Here is a 21,520-nt window from a genome sequence, read left to right as displayed (position 1 = left end):
GCTGTCGTTGAGCGGGCCGGTGCGGGCCAAGCTGGATCGCGCTGCCTCTCTCCCGTCGCGAAGGGGCCGGTCGCGAACCTGTGGCCGCGTGAAGGGGACATTCATCACGCCAACCAGGAGCGCCGGGGTCTCGCGGAGGCGGCGGGCTGCGGCGCGTTGCTCTGAGAAGGTCTGAAGGGACCCGTCACGCCTTCACGCGGCGACCGAATGGGGTCAGTCGACCATCCAGGTGTTGTTCGAGAAGTCGTGGTCGTCGAAGCGGCCGGGACGGGTGAGTTGGCCCGGGGTTGGCGGGGTGGGCTCGTCGGGCTGCGGGTCGGCGGGTGGGGTGAGGTCGATGGTGTGCGTCCGGTCGGTCATGGTCTTTTCGGTGAGCCAGCCGCCGGCTTCGCGGTGGCGGCGCTGGAGGTCCTGGGCGCGGGTGAGGTAGCGGCCGTGGGTGGCGGCGTCGCGGTGGAGGGACTCGGTGGCGGCGGACGTGGCCGAGGTGACGTGGCGGTCACGGAGGGCGCGTTGTTCCTGGTGTTCGCGGGTGGCGGCGTCCTGGGCCGCGCGGGCGGCAGTGAGTCGGTCGGCGGTGGTCAAGCTGCGTGGGGCGGGCGGGTCAGCGGCGGGCAACGCCGGGCCCCTCGTCGAGGGAGCCGCTGATGCGGCCGGCCGAGGCGCGAGTGTCGAAGACGTCCGTGCCGAGGCGGGCGGCCGTGCGTGTTTGGTCGCTGGGGGCGGTGCCGAGGCCGCTCGGGCCGAGGAGGGGCAGGGCGCCGAAGCCGTTCATGCCGTCGGGGAGGGAGTCGGGGCTGGGGCCGAGGGGGTCGAAGGTGACGTCGCCGCCGGGGGCCGTGCCGAGTTCCGCGGAGGGGTGCTGGTCCTGGGGCGGGTCGACGATGTGGGCGCCGAGGTCGGACAGGGAGGCCGAGGCTGTGGTGCTGTCGTCCGGGACGTTCAGGTCGCCCGAGGTCGAGCCTGACGACGGGTCGAAGTGGGCCGGGATCACGGGGAGGCCAAGGGCGGGGGTTGGCGAGTCCACGGAATGGCCAAGTTCGGGAGTCAGTGAGCCTACGGGGAGGCCATGGGCCGGGGTTGGCGAGTCCACTGGAATGCCATGGGCGGGGGTTGACGAGTCCACGGAAGGGCCGAGGACAGGAGTCGGTGAGCCCGCGGGGAGGCCGAGGGCGGGAGTCGGTGAGTCAGCGGGGAGACCCAGGGTCGGAGTGGGGGAATCCACCCAAGAGTCCACTGTGGACGTCTCAACCGGAACAGCCAGGAATCCCGCCAGGATGCGGAAATGGCCGTCGATGGTGGAGGTGGCCGTCGCGCACAGACCCTGGAACGCGGCGTAGCGGCTGCTGAACTCGGTCGCGAAAGGACCGTTGAGCCATTGGCGGGCGGCGCGGGTGGCGTAGTCGTTGTCGCCAGGCTCGCAGTCACGTAGGCGGTTGTGGAGGTCGTGGCCGGGGCTGGCGGAGTCGAGCCACTGGGCGAGGTCGAGCAGCTCGTCCTTCGAGACGGCGCCGCCTCGGGCCACCGCGGCAACCCGTTGCGCCACCGACAAAGGAGCGCCCGCGATCGAGTCGGTGCGGAGTTTCAGCGCTTCGTCCACTTTGGTCTTCAGGGCGGTGAAGACGTGGGTCATCGTCTCGGGGATGAGCTGGGCGGCTCCGGCGAGGTGGTCGAGCAAAGCGTCGGGGTGGAGGCGACGATAGGCACTCTGAGCGGCCGTCGCGGCGGGGCTTTGCCAGTCGCGGAAGAGGGTGGTGGCGGCGGTGGTCGCGTCGGTGTGGGTGGAGTCGAGGGTCTCGCGCGTGTGGGCCAGCGCGTCGGCGTCAGCGAGGAACTTGCGGAAGTCGAGGCCGGCGCTGTCCTGGAACTTGTCCCGGATGTCCTTGTCCACGTCGATCTTCGTGGCCGCGAACGCGTTCCAGACCGAGGCCCACTGCCCGAAGAAATCCAGCGCCGGCGTGGCGAGCGCGAGCACCTCGTCGGAGGTCGCCACCCCGACGCCGCCGGGCTCGGGGCCACGCAGCGCGCCGGTCATCGCTTCGCCGTGTTCCGCGCGGTGTCGACGTGCTCGCCCTCGATGGACGCGTACCGCCCCGCCGCCACGTCGACGCTGCTGCCGAACGACGCGAGCTCACCGGCGTAAGCCCGGACGGCATCGCCCAGCGCGGCGAACCCGTTGCGGTACGCGGCAAACGCCCCGCCGTGCCCGCGCCCGAAATCCGCCTCGACGACCTGCGACGCCACCCCGGACACCCGCCCGGCCGCGGCCTCGAGCGCGCCCTTCGCGGCGCGCATCGCCTCCGCGTCCGCCCGGTGGCTGCCCTCCGGCATGGCCACCCCCTCACTCCGCCGACCCGCACCCACTCCGACGCACGCCGCCGGCGCCCGGTGCCACTTTGCGTGCACCGGAAATCTAGCGAGTCAGAAGGCCCGAGTCGACAAAGAGCTCAGTCCTCGTCGTCTAGCAGCGAGCCACTGATCCGGCGGCCGCTCGGCGTCGACTCGAACAGGCCGGACCGGTACGGGTTCGCCCCGCGCTCCTGGTCACCGCCGGTGTTGCCGAGCCCACCGCCGCCCATCATGCCGCCGCCCATCATGGCCATGGGCTGTCCTTGCTGGTCGGTCGTGGTCGGGGCCGTGCCGAGGTCGCCGGAGGCCGGAGCAGTGGCGCCACCGCCGCCCTGCCAGTCGGCCGGTTCGGAGGTCTGGCCGAGACCGTCGTCGAACCCGGGGCCGAGGCCGCTGTGGCTGTCGGTGGGATCGGTGAGCGACTGGGCGGTCGTCGAGTCGTCCACGCTCGGCTGATCGGCCGACGCCGCCGTCGCATCCATCGTATCGGCCGGCATCCCGACGTCCGGCGACGCGTGGTGACGACCGGTCGGCGCCCCGGCGTCCGTCGGGTCGTGGGCGGCGGATTGATCGACGGCACCGGAGTGATCGACGGGGCCGGTCTGGTCCGATGCACCGTGACCGACCGGGGTGGCGTGGTCGATCGGACTGGTCTGGTCCGGCACGTCGGCGTGCTGAGCCGCCGCGGGCTGCGCGAGGTTTCCGACAGGCTGCCCGTCCGCAGCAGCGGGGTGGAGGTCGCCGTCGTCGTCGAGGGTGTACTTCGTCGGCTGACCGGACCCGTCGTCGACGGTCACCACCGTGGGACCGTCCGCACCGTCCGGCCGTTCGGCGGTGATCTTGAGGTTGCCGTCGTCGATGTGGATCTTGCCGTCGGGACCCGGCTGGTAGACCTGGCCGGACGTCGCGGTGCCGTCGGCCGCGGTGGGCGCGCCGTCGGGCTGCGGAGCCTGGTGACGACCAGCGTCAGACTGGCCCGACGCGTCCTGCGCACCGTCGTGCCCCTGCGGGCCGAAGTCGGGGTCGCTGGCCTGGCTTGGCGCGGGGTCGTCGCCGAAGTCGAGCTGGTACTGCTTCTCCTGCCCGGTCCCCTCGTCGACGGTGATGCCCATCTTCCCGTTGTCGTCCGGCTCGGACATGGAGATCTTGTTGCCGCCCTGCTCGACGGTCACCGTCTCGGGTTCCGTCGCGTCGGACTTGATCGCTTCGCCGGTCTTCGGGTCGATCGGGTACGGCTGCCCCGTCGCCGGATCCACCTCGAGCGACTGGTGGGTGACGGGGTTGAGGTTCGGATCCGTCGCCGCCGGCGGTGTGACGGCCGGGGTCGGCTGCGGCGCCGCGGCGGACGGTGCGGTCATCCCGCCCCCACCGCCCGAAGACGGCCCACCCGAGCCGCTCCTGGGCCCACCCGAGCTGCTGGTCTTGGTACCGCCGCCGGTGTCCGGCGATGCACCGAGGTGGAGCGAGCCGAATGGGTCGGTCGGCACGTTCAGACCATCCGAAAACGCCCGCAGTGCGTTAGTCGCGGCGGTGTGTGCATTGCGGATCGCCTGGCGGAAGGTGGTCATGGCATCGGAGTACTGCGCGCTGTACTCGTCCATCTGCCTGATGAGGTCGTTCGACCACTTCGAGTCGAAATGAACATCCAGGTCGACGGACATGTTGCGCAGGTCTTGGGGCGCGATCGGCCCGGTGCCGTCCTCTTGACTCTTCGCAACCTCGGAGGTGCTGCGGTTATCGCCCCAGACCGTCGCGATGTCCCACTGCACATTGGTGTTCTGTCGGCCCCATTTGATGGCGTCGTCGAGCCGGTCGATGAACATCGACAAGCCATCGCAGTCATCGGGGTTGTGCGCATCCACAAAGATCTTCGGCGCCTGGCCGGGCGCATCCGGCAGCTTCGCCAAGTCGGCGATCGGCGGCCGGACCGTGTGCCACAGGTTTTGCAGCAACTGACTGAACCCGTTGACCGTGCCGCTGTAGTCGCCCAGCACCTTGTTCAGGTCGTCCGTCTTCTCGCCGGCGGAGTCCGCGGCCTTGCCTTGCCAGGCCGCGGACAGATCCTGCTTGACCTGGCCGCTCGCGTCCTGCGCCGACTTCGCCGCCTTGCCGAGGTTTGCCGCTCGGCCCTGCGCTCCCCAGAAATAGCCGAAGCCGAAGCCGCCCAGCTCGCCGAGCAGCCGGTTCTCCTCGTCGCCCTGGCCATACGGCGCCGCGAACTGGATCGCGAGATTCCGCGACGGGTGCCCGATCCACCGCGCGTAGAGACCGCCGAGCTTGCCGGTCATCTTGTCGTGGAAGCCGGTGAGCGACTTCAGCATGTTGTCGGACGTGTCGTCCAGGTGGACGTCAGCCGGGGGCTGCAGCGGGGCGATGATGGTGTCGCCGAGACGGCCAGTGGCAGGAGGCGGAGTCACGGTCAGGCCTCCCTGCCCGCGTCGGTGATGCCCCAGGTGCTCTCCTGCTCGTTCTCCGAGTGCAGGGTGGCCGATTGGTTGAGTCGCGTCGCGTAATCCTTGAGGAACGCGCCGCCCTTCGTGGCGGAGTCGCCGAGTGCCTGGGCCTTGGCGACGTACGCGCCGGCCGCTTCGGAGAGGCCGGGGATCTTGCCGAAGTGCGCGGGTGTCAGCTGCGACTGCGCGGTGTAGGTCTTCATCTCGTCGAACGACGTCGCCATCGAGGACACCTCGTTCGCGACGTTCTTAACCTGATCCGGTTCGATGTTGAATCCGGCCAACGCACTTCTCCCCTCGTGCGGAACAGCTGCCTCAGTGGTCGTCGACCCAGTTCGTGGCCGAGAAGTCGTCGTCGACCTCCGACGCGCGGTGCCGTGCGGCCGGGCGGGCCGGAGCCTCTGGAGCCACCGGAGCCGCGGGTGGCCGGAACGCGGGTACCACGGGCTGCGGCGGCGCTTCCACCACGGCCTCGTCCTCGAACTGGAAGATCGCGCCGTCTTCGGCCGCCTCCGCCGCCCGTTTGGCGGCCAGTTCCGCTTCCTTCGACGCGACGGGATCGCTCTCGGTTCCAGCGGCCTCACGCTCCGCGCGCAGCTGCTCGCTGCGGGCGCGGTTCTCCTCGACGAGCTTGGCGAACTCCGCCTGACGCGTCTCGTCGTCGGCCAGTGCGCGCTCGTGATCGGCCCGGTACTGGGCCCTGGCCTCCTCCATCGCCACCAGGCTCCTGGTGAACTGAGGACTCAGCCCCTCCTGCCCGTCCATCCCACTCCCCCGTCGGTCCGCACTGCATGCGGAATGTACCTCCGGGGTCACCGAGGGCGCAGGGCGTTCACCAAATCCGGGACGATCAGGAGACCGCGGACACCACGCCGGCCAGCCGGTCCGCCGCAGCCTGGGCCGTGGAGTGGGCCGGGGCCTCGACCATGACGCGGACGAGCTGTTCGGTGCCCGAGGGGCGCAGGAGGACGCGGCCCTCTTCGCCGAGTTCGGCTTCGACCTCGCCGACGGCGTCGCGGACTTCGGAGGAGCCCGCGACGGCCGCCTTGTCCGCGACGGGGACGTTGACGAGGACCTGGGGCAGGCGGTTCATCACGGACGCCAGCTCGGCGAGCTTCTTGCCGGTGGAGGCCATGCGGGACATGAGGCGCAGGGCGGTCAGCAGGCCGTCGCCGGTGGTGGCGTGGGCGGGGAGGACCACGTGGCCCGACTGTTCGCCGCCGAGGGCGAGGCCGGAGGCGCGCAGCTCTTCGAGCACGTAGCGGTCGCCGACGGACGTGGTGACGACCGTGATGCCGTGGGCCTTCATCGCGAGGTGCAGGCCCAGGTTGCTCATCACGGTGGCGACGAGCGTGTCCTTCACCAGCTCGCCGTCCTCGGCCAGCGCGAGGGCCAGCACGGCCATGATCTGGTCGCCGTCCACGAGCTCGCCCGAGGCGTCGACGGCGACGCAGCGGTCGGCGTCGCCGTCGTGGGCGATGCCCAGGTCGGCGCCGTGCTCGACGACGGCGGCGCGGAGCAGGTCGGGGTGGTTCGAACCGCAGTGCTCGTTGATGTTGATGCCGTCGGGCTCCGCGTGGAGGGCGACGACCTCGGCGCCGGCGCGGCGGTAGGCCTCGGGGGCGGCGACGGCGGACGCGCCGTTGGCGCAGTCCACCACGACCTTCAGGCCGTCGAGGCGGTGCGGCGTGGCCGAGACCAGGTGGGCAAGGTACAGGTCGAGCGCGTCGGAGGCGTCGGACACGCGGCCGACGCCCGAGCCCGTCGGGCGGACGACGTCGGCGCCGCCGAGGCCGGCTTCGATCTCGTCCTCGATGCTGTCGGGGAGCTTGTGCCCGCCCGCGGCGAAGAGCTTGATGCCGTTGTCCGGCATGGGGTTGTGCGAAGCCGAGATCATCACGCCCAGATCGGCCTCCAGCGCACCCACGAGGTACGCGACGGCGGGCGTCGGCAGCACGCCCAGGCGCAGCACGTCGGCGCCGGCGGACGCGAGGCCCGCCACCACGGCGGCCTCCAGCATCTCGCCACTGGCGCGCGGGTCGCGGCCGACCACGGCCACCGGGCGGTGCGAACGGTCGTGCGCGGCGAGCACACGCGCGGCGCTGGCCGCGAGCGAAAGCGCCAGCTCGGGGGTCAGCTCGGCGTTGGCCAGGCCTCGTACCCCGTCGGTGCCGAACAGTCGGGCCATCTCCACGACCTCCTAGGTCCAATAGACCACGACAACCTAGCGGCGGCTGCGACCCGGCCGGGCCCCTGCCCCCACCCCAGGAATGTCGCGGACCGCGCGCGAAATGCATCACTGTGGGGCGGATGGGACGCATGAGGTCCCTGAGAACACGTTCAGACAGCACTCGGAAAGCACGAGAGCGCCCATCCGATGGACGGATGGGCGCTCCCGAGGTTGCCTCTCACGAGGCCAAGCACTTCAACCCCCGCACGACCGCGAGGTAAGCCCGCGAAGCACCAGGGCCCACCCCACGAATGACGTACGTCGCCCGTTCCAGCCCACGACTGCGTGAGCCGCGGGGGTCCAGGGGCTCGCCCCTGGCGGGGGTTTGGGGGTTCGACCCCCAAAATGGTCCGCGAAGTGAGCCCAGCGAAGCGCCGTCAGGCGCGAGCAGGACCACCCACGAACGCAGTGATCGTGGAGGGAGTCCGGCGAAGCGCCTCAAGGCGCCGAGCAGGACTCGCCCCACGACCGCAACATCAGCGCTTGCTGTACTGCGGAGCCTTACGGGCCTTCTTGAGGCCGTACTTCTTCCGCTCCGTGGCGCGCGCGTCACGGGTCAGGAAGCCGGCCTTCTTGAGGGCCGGGCGGTCGTCGGCGTCGACCTCGACCAGGGCGCGGGCGATGGCGAGGCGCAGAGCGCCGGCCTGGCCCGAGATGCCGCCGCCGTGGAGGTTGGCGAAGATGTCGAACGAGTCCGGCTTGTCGACCGTGACCAGGGGCTCACGGATGAGCTGCTGGTGCACCTTGTTCGGGAAGTACTCCGCGAGGGTGCGGCCGTTGAGCTTGAACTCACCGGTACCGGGGACGACGCGGACGCGGACCACGGCTTCCTTGCGACGGCCGACGGTCTGGGCGTTGCCACCCGCGGCGCGCGACGGACGCGGGGCGGCCGGCGACTCGCTCGTGGCGACAGCGCCGTCGACCGCGGGGGTCTCGGGAGCGGGGGTCTCGACCGCGGGGGTCTCCGACGTGGCGACAACGGCCTCGTCGGCCACAGGAGCCTCGGTCTCGGTGCTGGTCACAGACTGTTCCTCACTCACTGCGCGACCTGCGCGATCTTGGTGATCTCGCGCGCCTGCGGCTGCTGCGCGGCGTGCGGGTGCTGCGGGCCGGCGTACACCTTCAGCTTCTTGGCCATGGCGCGGCCGAGCTTGTTCTTCGGCAGCATGCCCTTCACGACCTTTTCGACAAGGTGCTCGGGCTTGGTGTCGAGCAGCTCGCCGAAGGAACGCTTGCGCAGACCGCCGGGGTAGCCACTGTGGCGGTACGCGAACTTCTGGTCGCGCTTGTTACCGGTGAGCGCGACCTTCTCGGCGTTGACGATGACGACGAAGTCGCCGGTGTCCACGTGCGGGGCATAAGTCGGCTTGTGCTTGCCGCGCAGCAGCGTGGCGACCTCGGTCGCGAGCCGGCCGAGCACGACATCCTCGGCGTCGATCACGTGCCAGGCACGAGTGACGTCGCCGGGCTTGGGGCTGTACGTGGGCAAGGGTCTACCTCGTCGTCAACATTGCGTGTGGGTTCTGTGCGGGCCTAGCGCTGACGCGCCGCAACGCACAACGACATATAAAGATACGCCTCTGCTTACGTGACCCGTGCAGCGGGGGGTGCCCGCCGGTCGAGACCCCCGAAACCGGGCACCTCGGACCGCATCGATGATTGTACTGGCCGACGTCACCGAACCACCCACGCGGGTCCGCGCGACCCGTCAAGATGAGACGATCCGCGCGGACAGCCGAACACCCGGGGGAAAGCGATGACGAAACGGGCAAGCCGGGCGGCGCTCGCCCTGGGCGCCGTGCTGGTGCTCGCGACCGCGTGCGGGCAGGCCCGCGCCGGCACCGCGCTGCCCAACGGCGACCAGGCCTCGGCCTACGTCGGCGCCAAGTTCGAGAAGGCGATGTCGAAGCTGGAGAACTCCATCCTCGACGCGCGCGACGTCACCAACTCCGCCGACGCGTACTTCAAGTTCGACGACAAGTGGATCCACAGCGTGATCACCTCGGCCCGCACCGGCAGCCCCGAGAGCCGCGTGGTCCACAACCGGTCGCAGAAGAACCCCGACGAGATCATCGACACGTTCACCCCCGCCGACGGGACGCTCGAGTACGTCTACCTCGGCCCCACGTACAAGTCGCTCGAGCCGACGGCGTGGGTGTCGATGCCGAAGCCCGAGGCCGGGCTGATCCAGCCGTGCGCATGGGGCGGTGTGCTCACGGCCTGCAAGATGGCCAACGCCGTGGACGACTCGTACAACGCCGACAAGAAGGCCGTGCGCGGCGCGAAGAGCTCGGCCGACGGCTCGGCGGAGCTGACCGTGAACGTCCCCTTCTCGCAGTTCCTCGACAAGCGCGTGGAACTGCTGCCCGACTCGCTGCTCAACGAGGTGGGGCCGCAGCTGAACAAGTCCGTGATCCCCACCACGATCAAGCTCAAGCCGGACGGTTCGCTCGCCGAGTTCGTGATGGCCGCCAAGTTCTCCGGCAACGGCCACGACATCGAGCTCAACTACGACTTCCGCTTCACCGGCAAGGCGACCGCGCAGGACCTGCCGAAGCTGCCGGACGCGAGCCAGATCACCGCACTGCCCGACGACGCCGCGAAGCAGGACTTCTACAACCGGCTCGCCCAGCTGCAGGGCAACTGATGAGCACCCGAGGTGACCTCCGATGACCCAGCCGCCCGAGCAGCACCGGCAACCACAGCGGTGGTGGCAGCCGCCCACGGCGCCCGCGTCCGGCGGTCTTGGTGGGCAGGAAGCCCAGTACCCCGGCCAGTGGCAGCAGGGCCCGATGCAGCAGGGTGCAGCGCAGCAGGGTGCGTGGCAGCAGCCGCAAAACCCGCAGCAGCAAAACCCGTGGTCGCAGGGAACACCGGCGCAGTACCCGAACACCGGCGGACAGCCGTACGCCAACCCCCAGCAGTACGCGAACCCCGGAGCGCAGCCGCAGCCCGGCGTCGCCCCGCAGCAGTATCCGGCGAGTGGTCCGCAGCAGTACGCGAACCCGGCGAGCGCGCCGCAACAGCAGCCCTACGCCACCGGACAGCAGGCGCAGCAGGTGCCGGGCGTGCCGCCGCAACAGCAGGGCGCGGCGTTCGGCGGCGGGTTCCAGCCGACGACGTACGGCGGGCTCGGCGCGTTCTCCGCCGAAGCCGTGAAGAAGGCCCCGCGTTCGAAGCGGCCGTGGGTGATCACCGGCGCGGCCGTGGCCGTGGTGATCATCGGCGGCGGCGCGGCGTGGCTGCTCGGCGCGTTCCAAGGGGACACGCTCGACCAGAAGTCGTTGCAGGACGGCGTTTCCCGCGTGCTCGCCGAGAACTACGGCGAGCCCGACGTGAAGAACGTGACCTGCCCTTCGGGTGAGTCCACGCAGAACGGCACCACCTTCGACTGCACGCTGCAGCTCGGCGGGCAGCCGCGAAAGGTCACGGTGCGGGTGCTCAACGACAAGCCCGAGTACGAGGTCGGCGCGCCGCACTGAGCGGCAGGGACGCGCCAGTCCACAACGGACGCGGCGAAGCCCCTTGCCCCGCACACGACTGCGTCACAACGAAAACGGCGGGCCCGCACCGAAGTGCGGAGCCCGCCGTGGTTTCGTCAGAACCCGAGAATCAGAAGAGGTTCTCGACGTCCTTGTCGGTCTTGGTGTAACCGTCGGCGATCTCCGGCAGCGCGATGGCGATCTGCGCCAGCAGCTGGGTGAGGTCGTTGAAGCTGTTGTCCCAGTCGGCCTGGGCCTTCAGGTAGTTGTCCTTGGCCGCACCGGTCCAGGTGTTCGTGAGCTTGCTCAGGTCTTCCTTGAGCCGGTCGAACGAGGACTTCAGGTCCTTGGTGGTCGCGTTGCAGTCGTCAGCCGCCCGGTGGATCGTGGCCGGGTCAACGAGGATGCGTGCCATGTCGTACTCCTGTCAAAGTCGGGGTGTGGAATGGATGAACTGAACGTTGCCGCTCGGCTCAGCCGAGGACGCCGAAGCCCTTGTTGAAGCTGCTCACGATTTCGTTCTGCTCGGCTTCAGTGCGCTGGTACTTGGAGCCGGCTTCCTGCAGCAGGTCCGCAATGCGCTGGAGGGACTGGTTCAGCTTCTTGCCCGACTCGTCGAAGCGCTGCATGACGTTGTTGAACGCCTGAGCCGCTTCGCCGTCCCAGCCCGCGCGAGTGGCTTCGATCTCGCCCTGCAGCGTGGAGAGCCGCTGGTCCATCGCGACGCGAACGTCGGTGACCTGGTTCTCAGCGTTGGTGAACTCTTCCGGAGTTCCTTCAAAGCCGCCAGCCGCCATGGGAACTACCCCCTTCATCTGATTGTCGTGCGTACCGGCGTCCTGTTTCCGCCGTACACCCCTACGACGAAGACAGTGCCAGGTTCGGTTCACCCTTGGTGCGAGATTTCCCAAGTAGTTGCTTGCGTGAACGCCACCCGAGGGAACCGGCGCCGCCGAGCCGAGCGCGACGCCGCCGGGAGAAGTCACAAAACCCTTGGCCTACTGGGCAATTAGCACACGCACAGCCGGAATGAACCAGTTTCACGGTTCCCGGCTCATGATTCGCAACTGCGAAAAGTCCTCTTCGTCATCACTCGTTCGTGCGGCCGGCGAGGGAACTTCGGGCTCGGACCGGACCAATTCGGCCTCCGTCGGCAGGTGCGGCATCGGCAGCCCGCACGCCGCGCGGAACCGGGCGGCGGCACCGCGCAGCACCCGCGGAGTCGGTTCGACCGCGCCGCCGCCCGCGAGCCGGTGGCGGGCGTAGGCCTTCATCAGTTCCCGGTTGTCCTCGCGGTGGCGGACGTTGCGGGCGAGCGCGGTGCCGGCGACCCGGCGCGCGTGCGTGACCGCGTCCTGCCCCGCTCGCGTGAAAGCCGCCGCGGCGGACTCGGGTTCCGACGGCACGGGCACTCCTTCAGCTGGTGATCTTCAGCGTCCGCACGATCTGCTCGCAGGCCGTGTCGACGCGTTGCCGCAACGCGGGGGCTTCGTACTGGCACCCCACGTGCACCCGGATCTTCCCTTGCACCACCACGTACCAGTTCACGGTGAGCTGGTCGCTCTTGCGCTGGTGGTACCCGATCACGGTGCGGCCACCGTACGTCAGGTCCGGATCGAAGGCGCTGTAGTTCGGGTCCCTGGCCGCCTGCGCTTGCAAAGATTTCACGAGTTGCGCGCGGTCGACGGTCGCGTCGTAGTCCATCACGAACTCCTGGGCGACCACGAGGTCGTTGCCGGCCGACGCGTCCTGCGGGTGCAGGATCACCTGGCGCTCGGCGACCTGGTCGGAGGTCTGGACCCAGTCCTGGGGCGCGCTGACGCTGAAGTCGTATTGGACGAACGTCTTGCCCGGCAGCCCCGCCGGGTCGTCGCCGCCCCGGTTGACCACGAACAGCACCACCGCGGCGACGACCACGACCACCGCCACGACCGCGCCGATCCCCCACAGCCGCTTCCGGCCGGCGCTCTTGCCGGTGGCGCTGGTCTCCGACGGCCACGGCTGTCCCGGCGGGCGGCCTGGACCACCCGGCTGAGGGGGACGCGCCGAGCTCGGAGCAGGTCCCGCGAAGCCTCGGCCCGGCGTCGGCCGCACCGCTGGAATCGGCCCTGACAATGGCTGGGGCGCCGCCTGGGGCGCTGATTGCGGCCTCGGCTGAACCCGTGGTGCAGCGGGCCGCGACAACAGCTCGGTACGGCCGTCGCCCTCGGGCAGCTCGCCGGGCCGCACGACGTCGGTGCGCTGCTCGACCGGCGGAACGCCACCGAGAGCACCGGCCCGGCGCCCCACCGAGGCGCCGGGCAGCGCGCCCGTGCGGTCGGGGTCCACGAGCACCGCCCGCAGCGCACCGCGCGCCACCACCGTCTCCGGCTGGTCGAGGCTCGTGGGCACCACGCCGGTGCGCTCGTGGACCAGGCGGGAGATCATCGGGATCCGGCTCGAGCCGCCGACGAGGAAGATCGCGGTGAGCTGCTTGGGCCGCAGCCCGGCGTCGGCGATCGCCGCGCTGGTCAGCTCCACCGTGCGCCCGAGCGGCGCCGCGATGAGCTTCTCGAGGTCCTCGCGGGTCACGTGCGCGTCGGCGAACGGCGGCGGCATCGGCACGTCGGTGTACGTGTGGCGCGACAGCGTCTCCTTCGCGCCGCGCACGTCCTGGCGCAGCACGCGGCGGCGGCGCCGGTCGGCGAGCTCGCGACCCGTGACCAGCTGCTGCCACGCGTCCGGATCGGCCCCTGACACCAGCGAGCCGATGTGCTCCAGCAGGGCCTGGTCGATGTCCGCCCCGCCGAAGCTCGGGTCGCCGCGGGTGGCGAGCACCTGGAAGCCACCACGAGCACTCGGTCCACGCCCGGCCTCGGGCAGCCGCCGCACGACGCTGACGTCGACCGTGCCGCCCCCGAGATCGAGCACCGCGAGCGCGTCTCCGGGCCGGCCGCTGAACTCCACGGTCCGCCCGTCCGGCTGCGCGACGGGTGTGAAGGTGGCCGCGTGGTACACGGCCGCGGCCACCGGTTCGGGCACCAGCGCGACCTCGCGCGCCAGCCGGCCCGCGGCCTGCCGCAGCAGACGGGTGCGGATCGCACCCCAGTCGGCGGGGTGCGTGAGCACGAGCAGGTCGACCTCGGCGTCGCCCGCGATGCGGCGCGCCTCGGCCACCGCCCGGCCCAGCACGGCGTGGACGACGTCGGTGACCCGCAGCACGGAGTCGCCGAGCAGCAGGTCACCCTCGTCGATGCGCCGCTTCGGGTTCGGTTCGTAGCGCGATGGGTCGACGGCCGCCTGCCGCTCGGCCTCCTGGCCGACGAACAGCGTGCCGTCGGCGGCCGCGAAGACCGCCGACGACATCAACGGCTGGCCGTCGATCACCACGACCTGCGGCTCGCGGCCGTTGACGGAGGCGACGACGCAGGTGCTGGTGGTCCCGAAGTCCACCGCGACCCGCACCGTCACCCGTCACTCCTGCCGTCGCCCGGGCATCGGCCACGCACGCCGCGGCCGGCCACCGAAATCAGTCGGGCTGGATCCATGACACCTGCACGAGCTGCCTGCCGTTCTTGCGGCTGAGCATCACGCCCCGGCCCGGTGGCATCGCGGCGGGCCGGATGTTGCCGATCAGCACGCCCTCGTCCTTCGAGCCGTTCATGACCATGCCCGGCGCCGCGATCTCCTTGAGCTTGCCGATGACCGGGTCGTAGGAGGCCCTCGACGCACCACCGGTGCGGCGCACGATGATCAGGTGCAGGCCGACGTCCTTCGCCTGGGCGAGGAAGTCCGCCAGCGGCTTGAGCGGGTTGGACGTCTGCGTGGCCACCAGGTCGTAGTCGTCGACCAGGATGAACAGCTCCGGCCCGGTCCACCACGACCGGTTCCTCAGCTGGTCCTGCGTGACGTCCGGGCCCGGCAGCCGCCGGGTCATCGACCCGTGCACGTCCTTGACCATGCTGTCGAGCTGGTTCGACGACACGGCGTACCCGAGCAGCGAGTCGCCCTCGAGGAAACCGAGCATCGTGCGCCGGTAGTCGACCAGGAGGACCACGCCCTCCTGCGGCGAGTACCGCTCGGCGATCCCGCGGCCGATCTGGCGCAGCAGGTTCGTCTTGCCCGACTCGCCGTCGGCGAACGCGAAGAAGTGCGGCTCGGCGTCGAAGTCGAGGTAGACCGGCGAGAGGTCGTCCTCGTTGACGCCGAAGGGCACCAGCTTCGTGTTGCGCTTGGAGTCGATCTTGAGGACTTCGTCGTAGGTGATCATCTCCGGCAGCAGGCGGACCTGCGGTGCGGTGCGACCACGCCAGGCGCCGCGGATCTTCGCGACGGCGTCGGCCACACCCGCGGCCAGCGACTCGGCGTCGCTGGAGCCGTCGATGCGCGGCAGGCCCGTGAGCATCTGCAGCTTTTCGCGGGTCAGACCGCGGCCGGGGCGGCCGGCGGGCACGTTCACCGCCACGCGGCGATCGATGTCCGACTCGGTAGGGTCACCGAGGCGCAGCTCGAACCGGGTGCCCAGCATGTCCTTGATCGCCGGGCGCAGGTCGGCCCACCGGTTGGCCGAGATGACCACGTGGATGCCATACGACAGACCCTGTGTGGCCAGCCGCGTGATCGACGCCTCGAGCTCGTCGAAGTCGTCGCGGATGGCGCGCCAGTTGTCCACGATCAGGAACGCGTCGCCGAACGGGTCCTGCTCGGCGGGGATCTCGCCGCGGCGCTTGCGGTTGCGGAACTCGGTCATCGAGTCGATGCCCAGCGCGCCGAACCGGCCTTCGCGCTCGGTCATGAGCGTCGTCAGCTCGGCCACGATCCGGCGGGCCTTGTCCGGCTCGCGCCGGGCCACGGCCACGCCACCCACGTGCGGCAGGTCGGCGAGACCCGCGAGCGTGCCACCACCGAGGTCGAGGCAGTAGAACTGGACTTCGTCGGGCGTGTGCGTGAGCGACATCGACATGATCAACGTGCGGAGCATGGTCGACTTGCCGGCCTGCGGGCCACCGGCGATGACCGCGTGACCGGCGGCACCGGAGAAGTCGGCCCACAGCAGGTCGCGCCGCTGCTCGAACGGCCGGTCGACGATGCCCAGCGGCACCTGCAGCCGGCCGTTGCCGAAGAACCCGACCGGGGACAGGCCGCGGTCGTCGGTGGGGTTGAGGTTCGGCAGCATCGTGTCGAGCGAGTTGGACTCGTCCAACGGCGGCAGCCACACCTCGTGCGCGGGCGGACCCTGGCCGATGAACCGGTCGACCATCACCTCGAGCTCGCTCGGTTCGGTGGCCTCCTCCGACTCCTTCGGCTTCGCCACCTCTTCGACCGGCTCGAACTCCGGCTCCGGCTCGGGCGGCAGCTCGACGAAGTCGGGCACGAACAGCTGCGGGCGCTTGTCCGCACGCACGACCGTGGCCACCGGCCCGGCGGCCTTGATGCCGGCGGGCCGGTACGGGCCCGACACGTACGACGCCTTGAACCGCACCATCGTGGAGGTGTCGTACTTGAGGTAGCCCGAACCCGGGATCGACGGCAGCTCGAACGCGTCCGGCACGCCGATCGCGGCGCGCGACTCCGCGGCCGAGAAGGTCTTCAGACCGATCCGGTAGGACAGGTAGGTGTCCAGACCGCGCAGCTTGCCCTCCTCCAGCCGCTGCGACGCGAGCAGCATGTGCATCTGCAGCGACCGGCCGACGCGGCCGATCTGGAGGAAGATGTCGATGAAGTCCGGCTTCGCCGTGAGCATCTCGGAGAACTCGTCGATGCAGATGAACAGCGCGGGCAGCGGGTCGAGGTCGGCGCCGTTCTCACGCGCCTTCTCGTAGTCCCACACGTTCTTGTAGTTGCCCTTCGCCAGCACTTCCTGGCGCCGGGACACCTCGCCCGCGATGGCGTCCTTCATGCGGTCGACCAGGGTCAGGTCGCCCGCGAGGTTGGTGATCGTGGCGGCGACATGCGGGGCCTTGTCCAGGCCGAGGAACGTCGCACCACCCTTGAAGTCGACCAGGATCATGTTCAGCGACGTGCTCGAGTGCGTGGCCAGCAGGCCCAGCACCAGCGTGCGCAGGAACTCCGACTTACCCGAACCGGTCGCCCCGATGCACAGGCCGTGCGGGCCCATGCCCTCCATCGCCGCTTCCTTGATGTCCAACTCGACCGCCTGGCCGTACTCGCCGACCCCGAACGGCACGCGGTAGCGGTCGCGCACCGGCCGCGGACGCCAGGCGCCCTGCACGTCAAAAGTCATCGGGTCACCCGGGATGCCGAGCAGCTCCAGCAGCGTGGGGTTGGACAGCAACGGCTCGTCGTCCGACGCCTCCGTGCCGCCACCGCCCCCGACCCGGTACGGCGCGATCAGCCGGGCGAGCGCCTCGGCCTCGACCACCGAGAGCGTGTCCGGCCGGCCGAACCACTCGACACCGCCCGCGCTGCGCGCGCCGAGGCGGTCGGGCTCGGCCACCAGCCGCAGCCCGCGGCGGGCCGAGAGGTTCCCGAGCGTGTCGGACAAATCGATCAGCGTGACGCCGACCAGACCCTCTTCGAGGATGATCTGCTCTTCGCGCGTGACCTCGGCGTCGTCGATGATGATCACGACGTGCGGCTGGTCGGGCGCCGGCGTGGCATTGCGGGAGAACCGCTGCCGGTCACGCAGCTCCTCGTCGAGCCACTGCTCGATCTGCGAGAGCGAGCCGGCCATCAAACGCAGCTGGCCGATGCCGTCGGACATCGTGGGGTGCTGCACGTGCGGGAGCCACTTCGCCCACTCCCACTCCTCCTTCGCGCGGCCCGCGGTGGCGATCGCGATCATCACGTCGTCGGGGCTGTGGAAGGCGACCAGCTGCGCGAGCATCGCGCGGGTCAGACCACGCGTGAGCGAGCGCTCGCCCTGCATGCTCACCGCGGCGAACCCGCGCAGGGTGATCTGCGTGGGCAGGTCGGGCACGATCGAGTGCGCGCGCACGAACCGGCGCAGCGCGAGGGTGGCGATCGGCTCCAGCTCGTCGACCGGGCCGGTCTGCGGCGGCACGAGCCGCGTGGCGAGGCGGTGGGAGCTGCGGCCGACGCGCAAGTGCAGGAAGTCCTGGTCGTTCTGCCGGCGTTCCCACATGCGGCGGCTGGCCGCGAGCGACCACAGCGACTGCGGGTCGGGGTGCACCCACTCGAGCGCGGCGCGCTGGTCGACCATCGCCTCGCGGGCGCGGTCGCGCATCTGGCCCAGGTACCGCAGGTAGTCCTTGCGGTCCTCGTCCATCTCGGCCTTCTTGGCCCCGCCGCCCTTACCGCCACCGCCGGCGAGCATGCCGACGGTGCCCATGAGCATCATGCCGCTCATCATGATCGTGGTCGGGTTCTTGCCACCCGCCGTGAACATGAAGACCATCATCCCGAGCGAGGCGAAGATCATCACGCCCGGAATCGCCTTCGCGACGATGTTGCCCGGGATCGTGCGGGGTACTTCGGGTGGGGGTTCGAGGTGCACCTCGCCGCCCGGCGGGCGCGGCGCCGCCAACCTCGGCGACTTCTTGAACTGAAGCGTGCTCATCGAAGGACCCCTCTATTCCAACTCGACGATTGCCGGCCGGCTCCTGCGCTCGGGCGCGCGTGACAACCTATCGAACGTCGCCGGGGATTTCCGGCCAACGCCCGGAAGTGCACCGAGCTTGCCCCCTCGTCGGATACTTACGGACACCGGCACGTCCGGCACCTCGCCCGCGAACCCGTTTCCTCTGATCCCCGGAGTGTACGGCCCACCACCGACAGCGAGGACCCGAATCGGCCGATCCCACCTGGTCGCGCCGCCCGTCCGTCGTCCGGCGGGTGTACTTTCGCCAAGGATTTTCGGACAGTCGATGATCCCGGCTCCAGGGTTCGGTATAAGTTGCCCCGGGAGTTGACTCTTCAGAGCGGGGGCATCTAGTGGCAACGGGCACGACGGTATTCAGCAGGGTGACGGTGGTCGCACCGAACACCCGGATCGACGTCGCGCTACCGGCCGACGTCGCGGTGGCCGACCTGCTGCCGATGCTGCTGGAGATGGCCAAGGAGACCTCGCCCGACGGTGGCGCGCGCCACGGCGGCTGGGCACTGGCCAAGCTCGGCGACGCCCCGCTCGACCCGAGCCGCACGCTGGCGTCGCTCGGCGTCGTGGACGGCGAGCTGCTGCAGCTGCGCAAGCGCAACGAGAACCCGCCGCCGCCGCTGTACGACGACGTGGTCGACGCCATCGCCGAGTCGACTCCCGACAGCTTCCGCCCGTGGACCAAGGAGACGGCCCGCCGCTTCGGGCACGTGGCGGGCGGCCTCGCGCTGTTCATCTCGGCGCTGGCGCTGTTCATGAGCGGCTCGCTCTACGGCGGCAGCGCGCTCGCCGCGGCCATCGCCGGCGGCCTCGGCGCGATCGCCTGCGTGGCAATCGGCGCGACGCTCGCGAAGGGCTACCAGGCCGAAGGCACCGGCGTGCTGATCGCCGCCGCGGGCGGCCTGCCGCTGGCCTTCGTGAGCGGCTTCTACATCGTGCCCGGCCTTTCGGTCCGGGCGAACCTGCTGCTGGGCGCGGTGCTCGTGCTCATCGTCTCGGCGGTGTGCATCCTCATCATCGGCGCCGGCATCCGCATCTTCATCGCCGCGGCCACGGCCGGCACGTTCGGCGCGATCGCGTTCCTGGTCGCGACGCTCGTGCCCGGCGCGACCCCCGCGGGCGTGGGCGCCGGTGCGGTCGCCGTGTCACTCGCCTGCATCTCGATCCTGCCGCGCGCCACGATTTGGCTCGCGAAGCTCCCGCTGCCGCACGTGCCCAGCACTGCGGAGGAGCTGAAGGAAGACTCCGGTTTCCCGGACTACGAGGCCATCGAGCAGCGCACCGCGATCGCCCACGACTACATGACCGGCCTGATGATCGGCTGCGGCGCCACCACGGCGATCTCCGCCGTGTTCGCCGCGACCGCGCCGGGCTACTTCGGGGTCATCCTCGGGGTGATCGCCACGCTCGTGCTGCTGCTGCGCGCCCGCGCGTACGCCAACGGCGCGCAGGCCATCGCGCTGCTCACCACCGGCATGGTGTCCGCCGCCGGCATCCTCGTCGGCTGGCTCTTCGCCACCACGGCGGAGTTCCGGCTGCTGTACGTGTTCGGCGCCCTGATCGTGGTCGCCGCGGGCTCGCTCGTGGTCGGCGTGATCTTCCCGAACCAGCGCTTCTCGCCGCCGCTGCGGCGCACCGTGGAGATCCTCGAGGCGATCTGCATCGCGGTCGTGCTGCCGCTCGCGCTCGGCGTGATGGACCTCTACACGACGCTGCGCCACCTGAACCTCAAGTGAGGCAGCAGATGCGCGCGCGACGTCCGCTCGTCCGGCGGCTCGGGATCGGTGGCCGCACGGGTGTCGTCCTGCTCGCGGCCGGGCTGGGGGTGCTGTCGCCGTTCGCGCTCGTCTCGCCCGCGTCGGCGCAGCAGGACACCGGTGCCGCTGGCACGTGGGCCATTCCGCCGCAGGTGGACCTGACGGCGCTGCCGGCGGACACGGGGAAGCCGGACAAGAACTACCAGAAGAAAACCCAGTGCGTGCAGCGCAGCCTCGGCGACAACGTCCAGATCAACACGATCCCGTGGGGTCAGAGCTACCTGCAGCTGGACAAGGCGCAGCAGATCGTGCGCGCGGCCAAGGGCAATGTCGGCAAGGGCATCAAGGTCGCGGTGGTCGACACGGGCGTCACGCCGCACCCGTGGTTTGAGGGCCGGGTCGAACCCGGCGGTGAGTACGTCGCGACGCCGGACAACAACCAGCCCGGCGGTCTGCAGGACTGCGACGGCCACGGCACCGAGGTCGCCGGCATCATCGCGGGCAACCCGGACGACCCGAAGGTCGGCTTCATCGGCGTCGCCCCCGACGCCACGATCGTGTCCTACCGGCAGCTGAGCTCGAACTACGCCGAGGACACGAACAACACCGGCGGCGACACCGGCCAGCCCGGTGGTGGAACCGGCACCCCGCCCGGCGGGCAGAACGGCAGTCAGAACGGTGGCCAGAACGGCAACCAGCTGCCCGGCAACGGCGGCGGTGGCGGCCAGGTCAGCGGCAGCGGCGCCGGTACGAGCCCCCAGCAGAAGAGCGACGGTGACACCCGTCAGCTGCAGAAGGAAGGCACCGCGGGCACGCTGGACACGCTGGCCCAGATCCTCCGAGGCATCGCCGACCGGGGTGACATCAAGGTCGTCAACATGTCGGTGGACCACTGCCGTGCGGCCACTGGCCCCGACAGCATCCAGAAGGGCGAGCAGGAGGTACAGGCCGCGGTGAAGTACGCGGCCGACCACGACGTCGTGGTCGTGGCCGCCGCGGGCAACGTCTCCGACGACTGCCCGCAGAACGACCAGGCCGACCCGAACAAGCCGCGCTCGATCGTCACGCCGCCGTGGTTCGCCGACGACGTGCTGTCGGTCGGCGCGATCGACGAAACCGGCGGCGTCGCGTCGTTCAGCGTGCACGGGCCGTGGGTCGGCGTGGCCGCGCCGGGCACCGACATCGTGTCGCTCGACCCGGCCGAGGGCTCGACGGGTCTGGCCAACCTGACCATCGATGGCACCCAGCAGTCGCCGATCCAGGGCACGAGCTTCGCCTCGCCGTACGTGGCCGGGGTGGCCGCGCTCGTGCGCCAGATGTACCCGCAGCTCAAAGCGCGCCAGGTGATCCAGCGCATCGAGGCCACCGCGCAGCACCCGGCCGCACCGGGCGGGCGAGACGACTTCGTGGGCTACGGCGTGATCGACCCCGTGGCCGCGCTCACCGCGAACCTGCCGAACGACGTCGGCGAGCTCGCGAAGCCGAAACCCGTGGTGCAGACGGCGGTGCTGCCGCCGGCCGACTCGATGAGCTCGACGCCGATGATCGTGGCGCTGGCCGGCACCGGCGGTGGCATCGTGGCGCTGCTGATCACGCTGTTCGTGATGCACACGATCCGGCGCAACCGCCCGACCGGCCCGCCGAGCTGAGCAGTACCCGACCGAAGACGCTGAAGGGGCCGTACACCGCGAAAA

General features: G+C 70.4%; 18 protein-coding genes. 4 read left to right on the top strand and 14 right to left on the bottom strand.

The features are described from left to right. Positions 1-213: 213 nt before the first annotated feature. The 9 genes from K1T34_RS22175 to rplM all read right to left on the bottom strand — a co-directional run bounded on the left by K1T34_RS22175 (position 214) and on the right by rplM (position 8,521). Positions 214-585 carry a hypothetical protein gene (locus tag K1T34_RS22175; RefSeq protein ID WP_220246122.1) on the bottom strand — a complete coding sequence of 124 codons (372 nt, stop codon included), beginning with the start codon at positions 583-585 and terminating at the stop codon, positions 214-216. Positions 586-604: 19 nt separating this feature from the next. Continuing rightward, complete coding sequence (locus K1T34_RS22170) at positions 605-2,035, bottom strand: hypothetical protein (protein ID WP_220246121.1); 1,431 nt, start codon at positions 2,033-2,035, stop codon at positions 605-607. Continuing rightward, positions 2,032-2,331 (bottom strand): hypothetical protein, encoded by a 300-nt coding sequence (locus tag K1T34_RS22165; RefSeq protein WP_220246120.1) that lies wholly within the window; start codon positions 2,329-2,331, stop codon positions 2,032-2,034. The genes K1T34_RS22170 and K1T34_RS22165 overlap by 4 nt, the downstream gene beginning before the upstream one ends. 116 nt (positions 2,332-2,447) lie before the next feature. After that, on the bottom strand, positions 2,448-4,766 hold the full coding sequence (locus K1T34_RS22160) for a hypothetical protein (RefSeq protein ID WP_220246119.1): 2,319 nt from the start codon (positions 4,764-4,766) through the stop codon (positions 2,448-2,450). A gap of 2 nt (positions 4,767-4,768) precedes the next feature. Then, positions 4,769-5,026: a hypothetical protein gene (locus tag K1T34_RS22155; RefSeq protein ID WP_220246118.1), complete on the bottom strand. Its 258-nt coding sequence runs from the start codon at positions 5,024-5,026 to the stop codon at positions 4,769-4,771. A gap of 91 nt (positions 5,027-5,117) precedes the next feature. Continuing rightward, the gene (locus K1T34_RS22150; protein WP_220246117.1) at positions 5,118-5,567 is read right to left on the bottom strand and encodes a hypothetical protein; all 450 of its coding nucleotides are present in this window, start codon (positions 5,565-5,567) and stop codon (positions 5,118-5,120) included. Positions 5,568-5,652: 85 nt separating this feature from the next. Continuing rightward, positions 5,653-6,990, bottom strand: coding sequence for a phosphoglucosamine mutase (gene glmM / locus K1T34_RS22145; protein ID WP_220246116.1), 1,338 nt, complete (start codon positions 6,988-6,990; stop codon positions 5,653-5,655). Positions 6,991-7,508: 518 nt separating this feature from the next. Then, the gene (rpsI, locus tag K1T34_RS22140; protein ID WP_220246115.1) at positions 7,509-8,054 is read right to left on the bottom strand and encodes a 30S ribosomal protein S9; all 546 of its coding nucleotides are present in this window, start codon (positions 8,052-8,054) and stop codon (positions 7,509-7,511) included. Between the two features lie 14 nt (positions 8,055-8,068). After that, positions 8,069-8,521: a 50S ribosomal protein L13 gene (rplM, locus tag K1T34_RS22135; RefSeq protein WP_220246114.1), complete on the bottom strand. Its 453-nt coding sequence runs from the start codon at positions 8,519-8,521 to the stop codon at positions 8,069-8,071. A 267-nt stretch (positions 8,522-8,788) separates the two neighbouring features. Here rplM and K1T34_RS22130 point away from each other — a divergent pair, with 267 nt between their 5' ends. Together K1T34_RS22130 and K1T34_RS22125 are read left to right on the top strand one after the other, a co-directional pair. Then, on the top strand, positions 8,789-9,679 hold the full coding sequence (locus tag K1T34_RS22130) for a hypothetical protein (protein WP_220246113.1): 891 nt from the start codon (positions 8,789-8,791) through the stop codon (positions 9,677-9,679). A 22-nt stretch (positions 9,680-9,701) separates the two neighbouring features. Continuing rightward, positions 9,702-10,514, top strand: a complete 813-nt coding sequence (locus K1T34_RS22125; protein WP_220246112.1) for a DUF4333 domain-containing protein — start codon at positions 9,702-9,704, stop codon at positions 10,512-10,514. A 130-nt stretch (positions 10,515-10,644) separates the two neighbouring features. On the opposite strand, the gene K1T34_RS22120 is transcribed toward K1T34_RS22125, so the two are convergent. The 5 genes from K1T34_RS22120 to eccCa form a co-directional block, all read right to left on the bottom strand. Then, the gene (locus tag K1T34_RS22120; protein ID WP_220246111.1) at positions 10,645-10,929 is read right to left on the bottom strand and encodes a WXG100 family type VII secretion target; all 285 of its coding nucleotides are present in this window, start codon (positions 10,927-10,929) and stop codon (positions 10,645-10,647) included. 58 nt (positions 10,930-10,987) lie between these two features. Next, on the bottom strand, positions 10,988-11,311 hold the full coding sequence (locus K1T34_RS22115; RefSeq protein WP_220246110.1) for a WXG100 family type VII secretion target: 324 nt from the start codon (positions 11,309-11,311) through the stop codon (positions 10,988-10,990). A gap of 243 nt (positions 11,312-11,554) precedes the next feature. After that, positions 11,555-11,920, bottom strand: coding sequence for a hypothetical protein (locus K1T34_RS22110; protein ID WP_220246109.1), 366 nt, complete (start codon positions 11,918-11,920; stop codon positions 11,555-11,557). A 10-nt stretch (positions 11,921-11,930) separates the two neighbouring features. Further along, positions 11,931-13,964: a type VII secretion-associated protein gene (locus K1T34_RS22105; protein WP_255638640.1), complete on the bottom strand. Its 2,034-nt coding sequence runs from the start codon at positions 13,962-13,964 to the stop codon at positions 11,931-11,933. Positions 13,965-14,022: 58 nt separating this feature from the next. Next, complete coding sequence (gene eccCa, locus K1T34_RS22100) at positions 14,023-18,033, bottom strand: type VII secretion protein EccCa (RefSeq protein ID WP_220246108.1); 4,011 nt, start codon at positions 18,031-18,033, stop codon at positions 14,023-14,025. A 404-nt stretch (positions 18,034-18,437) separates the two neighbouring features. Between eccCa and eccD the strand changes: the two genes are divergently transcribed. Both eccD and K1T34_RS22090 read left to right on the top strand, forming a co-directional pair. Next, the gene (eccD, locus tag K1T34_RS22095; RefSeq protein WP_220246107.1) at positions 18,438-19,805 is read left to right on the top strand and encodes a type VII secretion integral membrane protein EccD; all 1,368 of its coding nucleotides are present in this window, start codon (positions 18,438-18,440) and stop codon (positions 19,803-19,805) included. A gap of 8 nt (positions 19,806-19,813) precedes the next feature. Further along, positions 19,814-21,475: a S8 family serine peptidase gene (locus K1T34_RS22090; protein WP_220246106.1), complete on the top strand. Its 1,662-nt coding sequence runs from the start codon at positions 19,814-19,816 to the stop codon at positions 21,473-21,475. The last annotated feature ends 45 nt before the right edge of the window (positions 21,476-21,520 follow it).

Origin of the sequence: Amycolatopsis sp. DSM 110486 (assembly GCF_019468465.1) — a bacterium.
Taxonomy (GTDB): Bacteria; Actinomycetota; Actinomycetes; order Mycobacteriales; family Pseudonocardiaceae; genus Amycolatopsis.
This window is presented reverse-complemented; position numbering and strand designations above follow the sequence as displayed.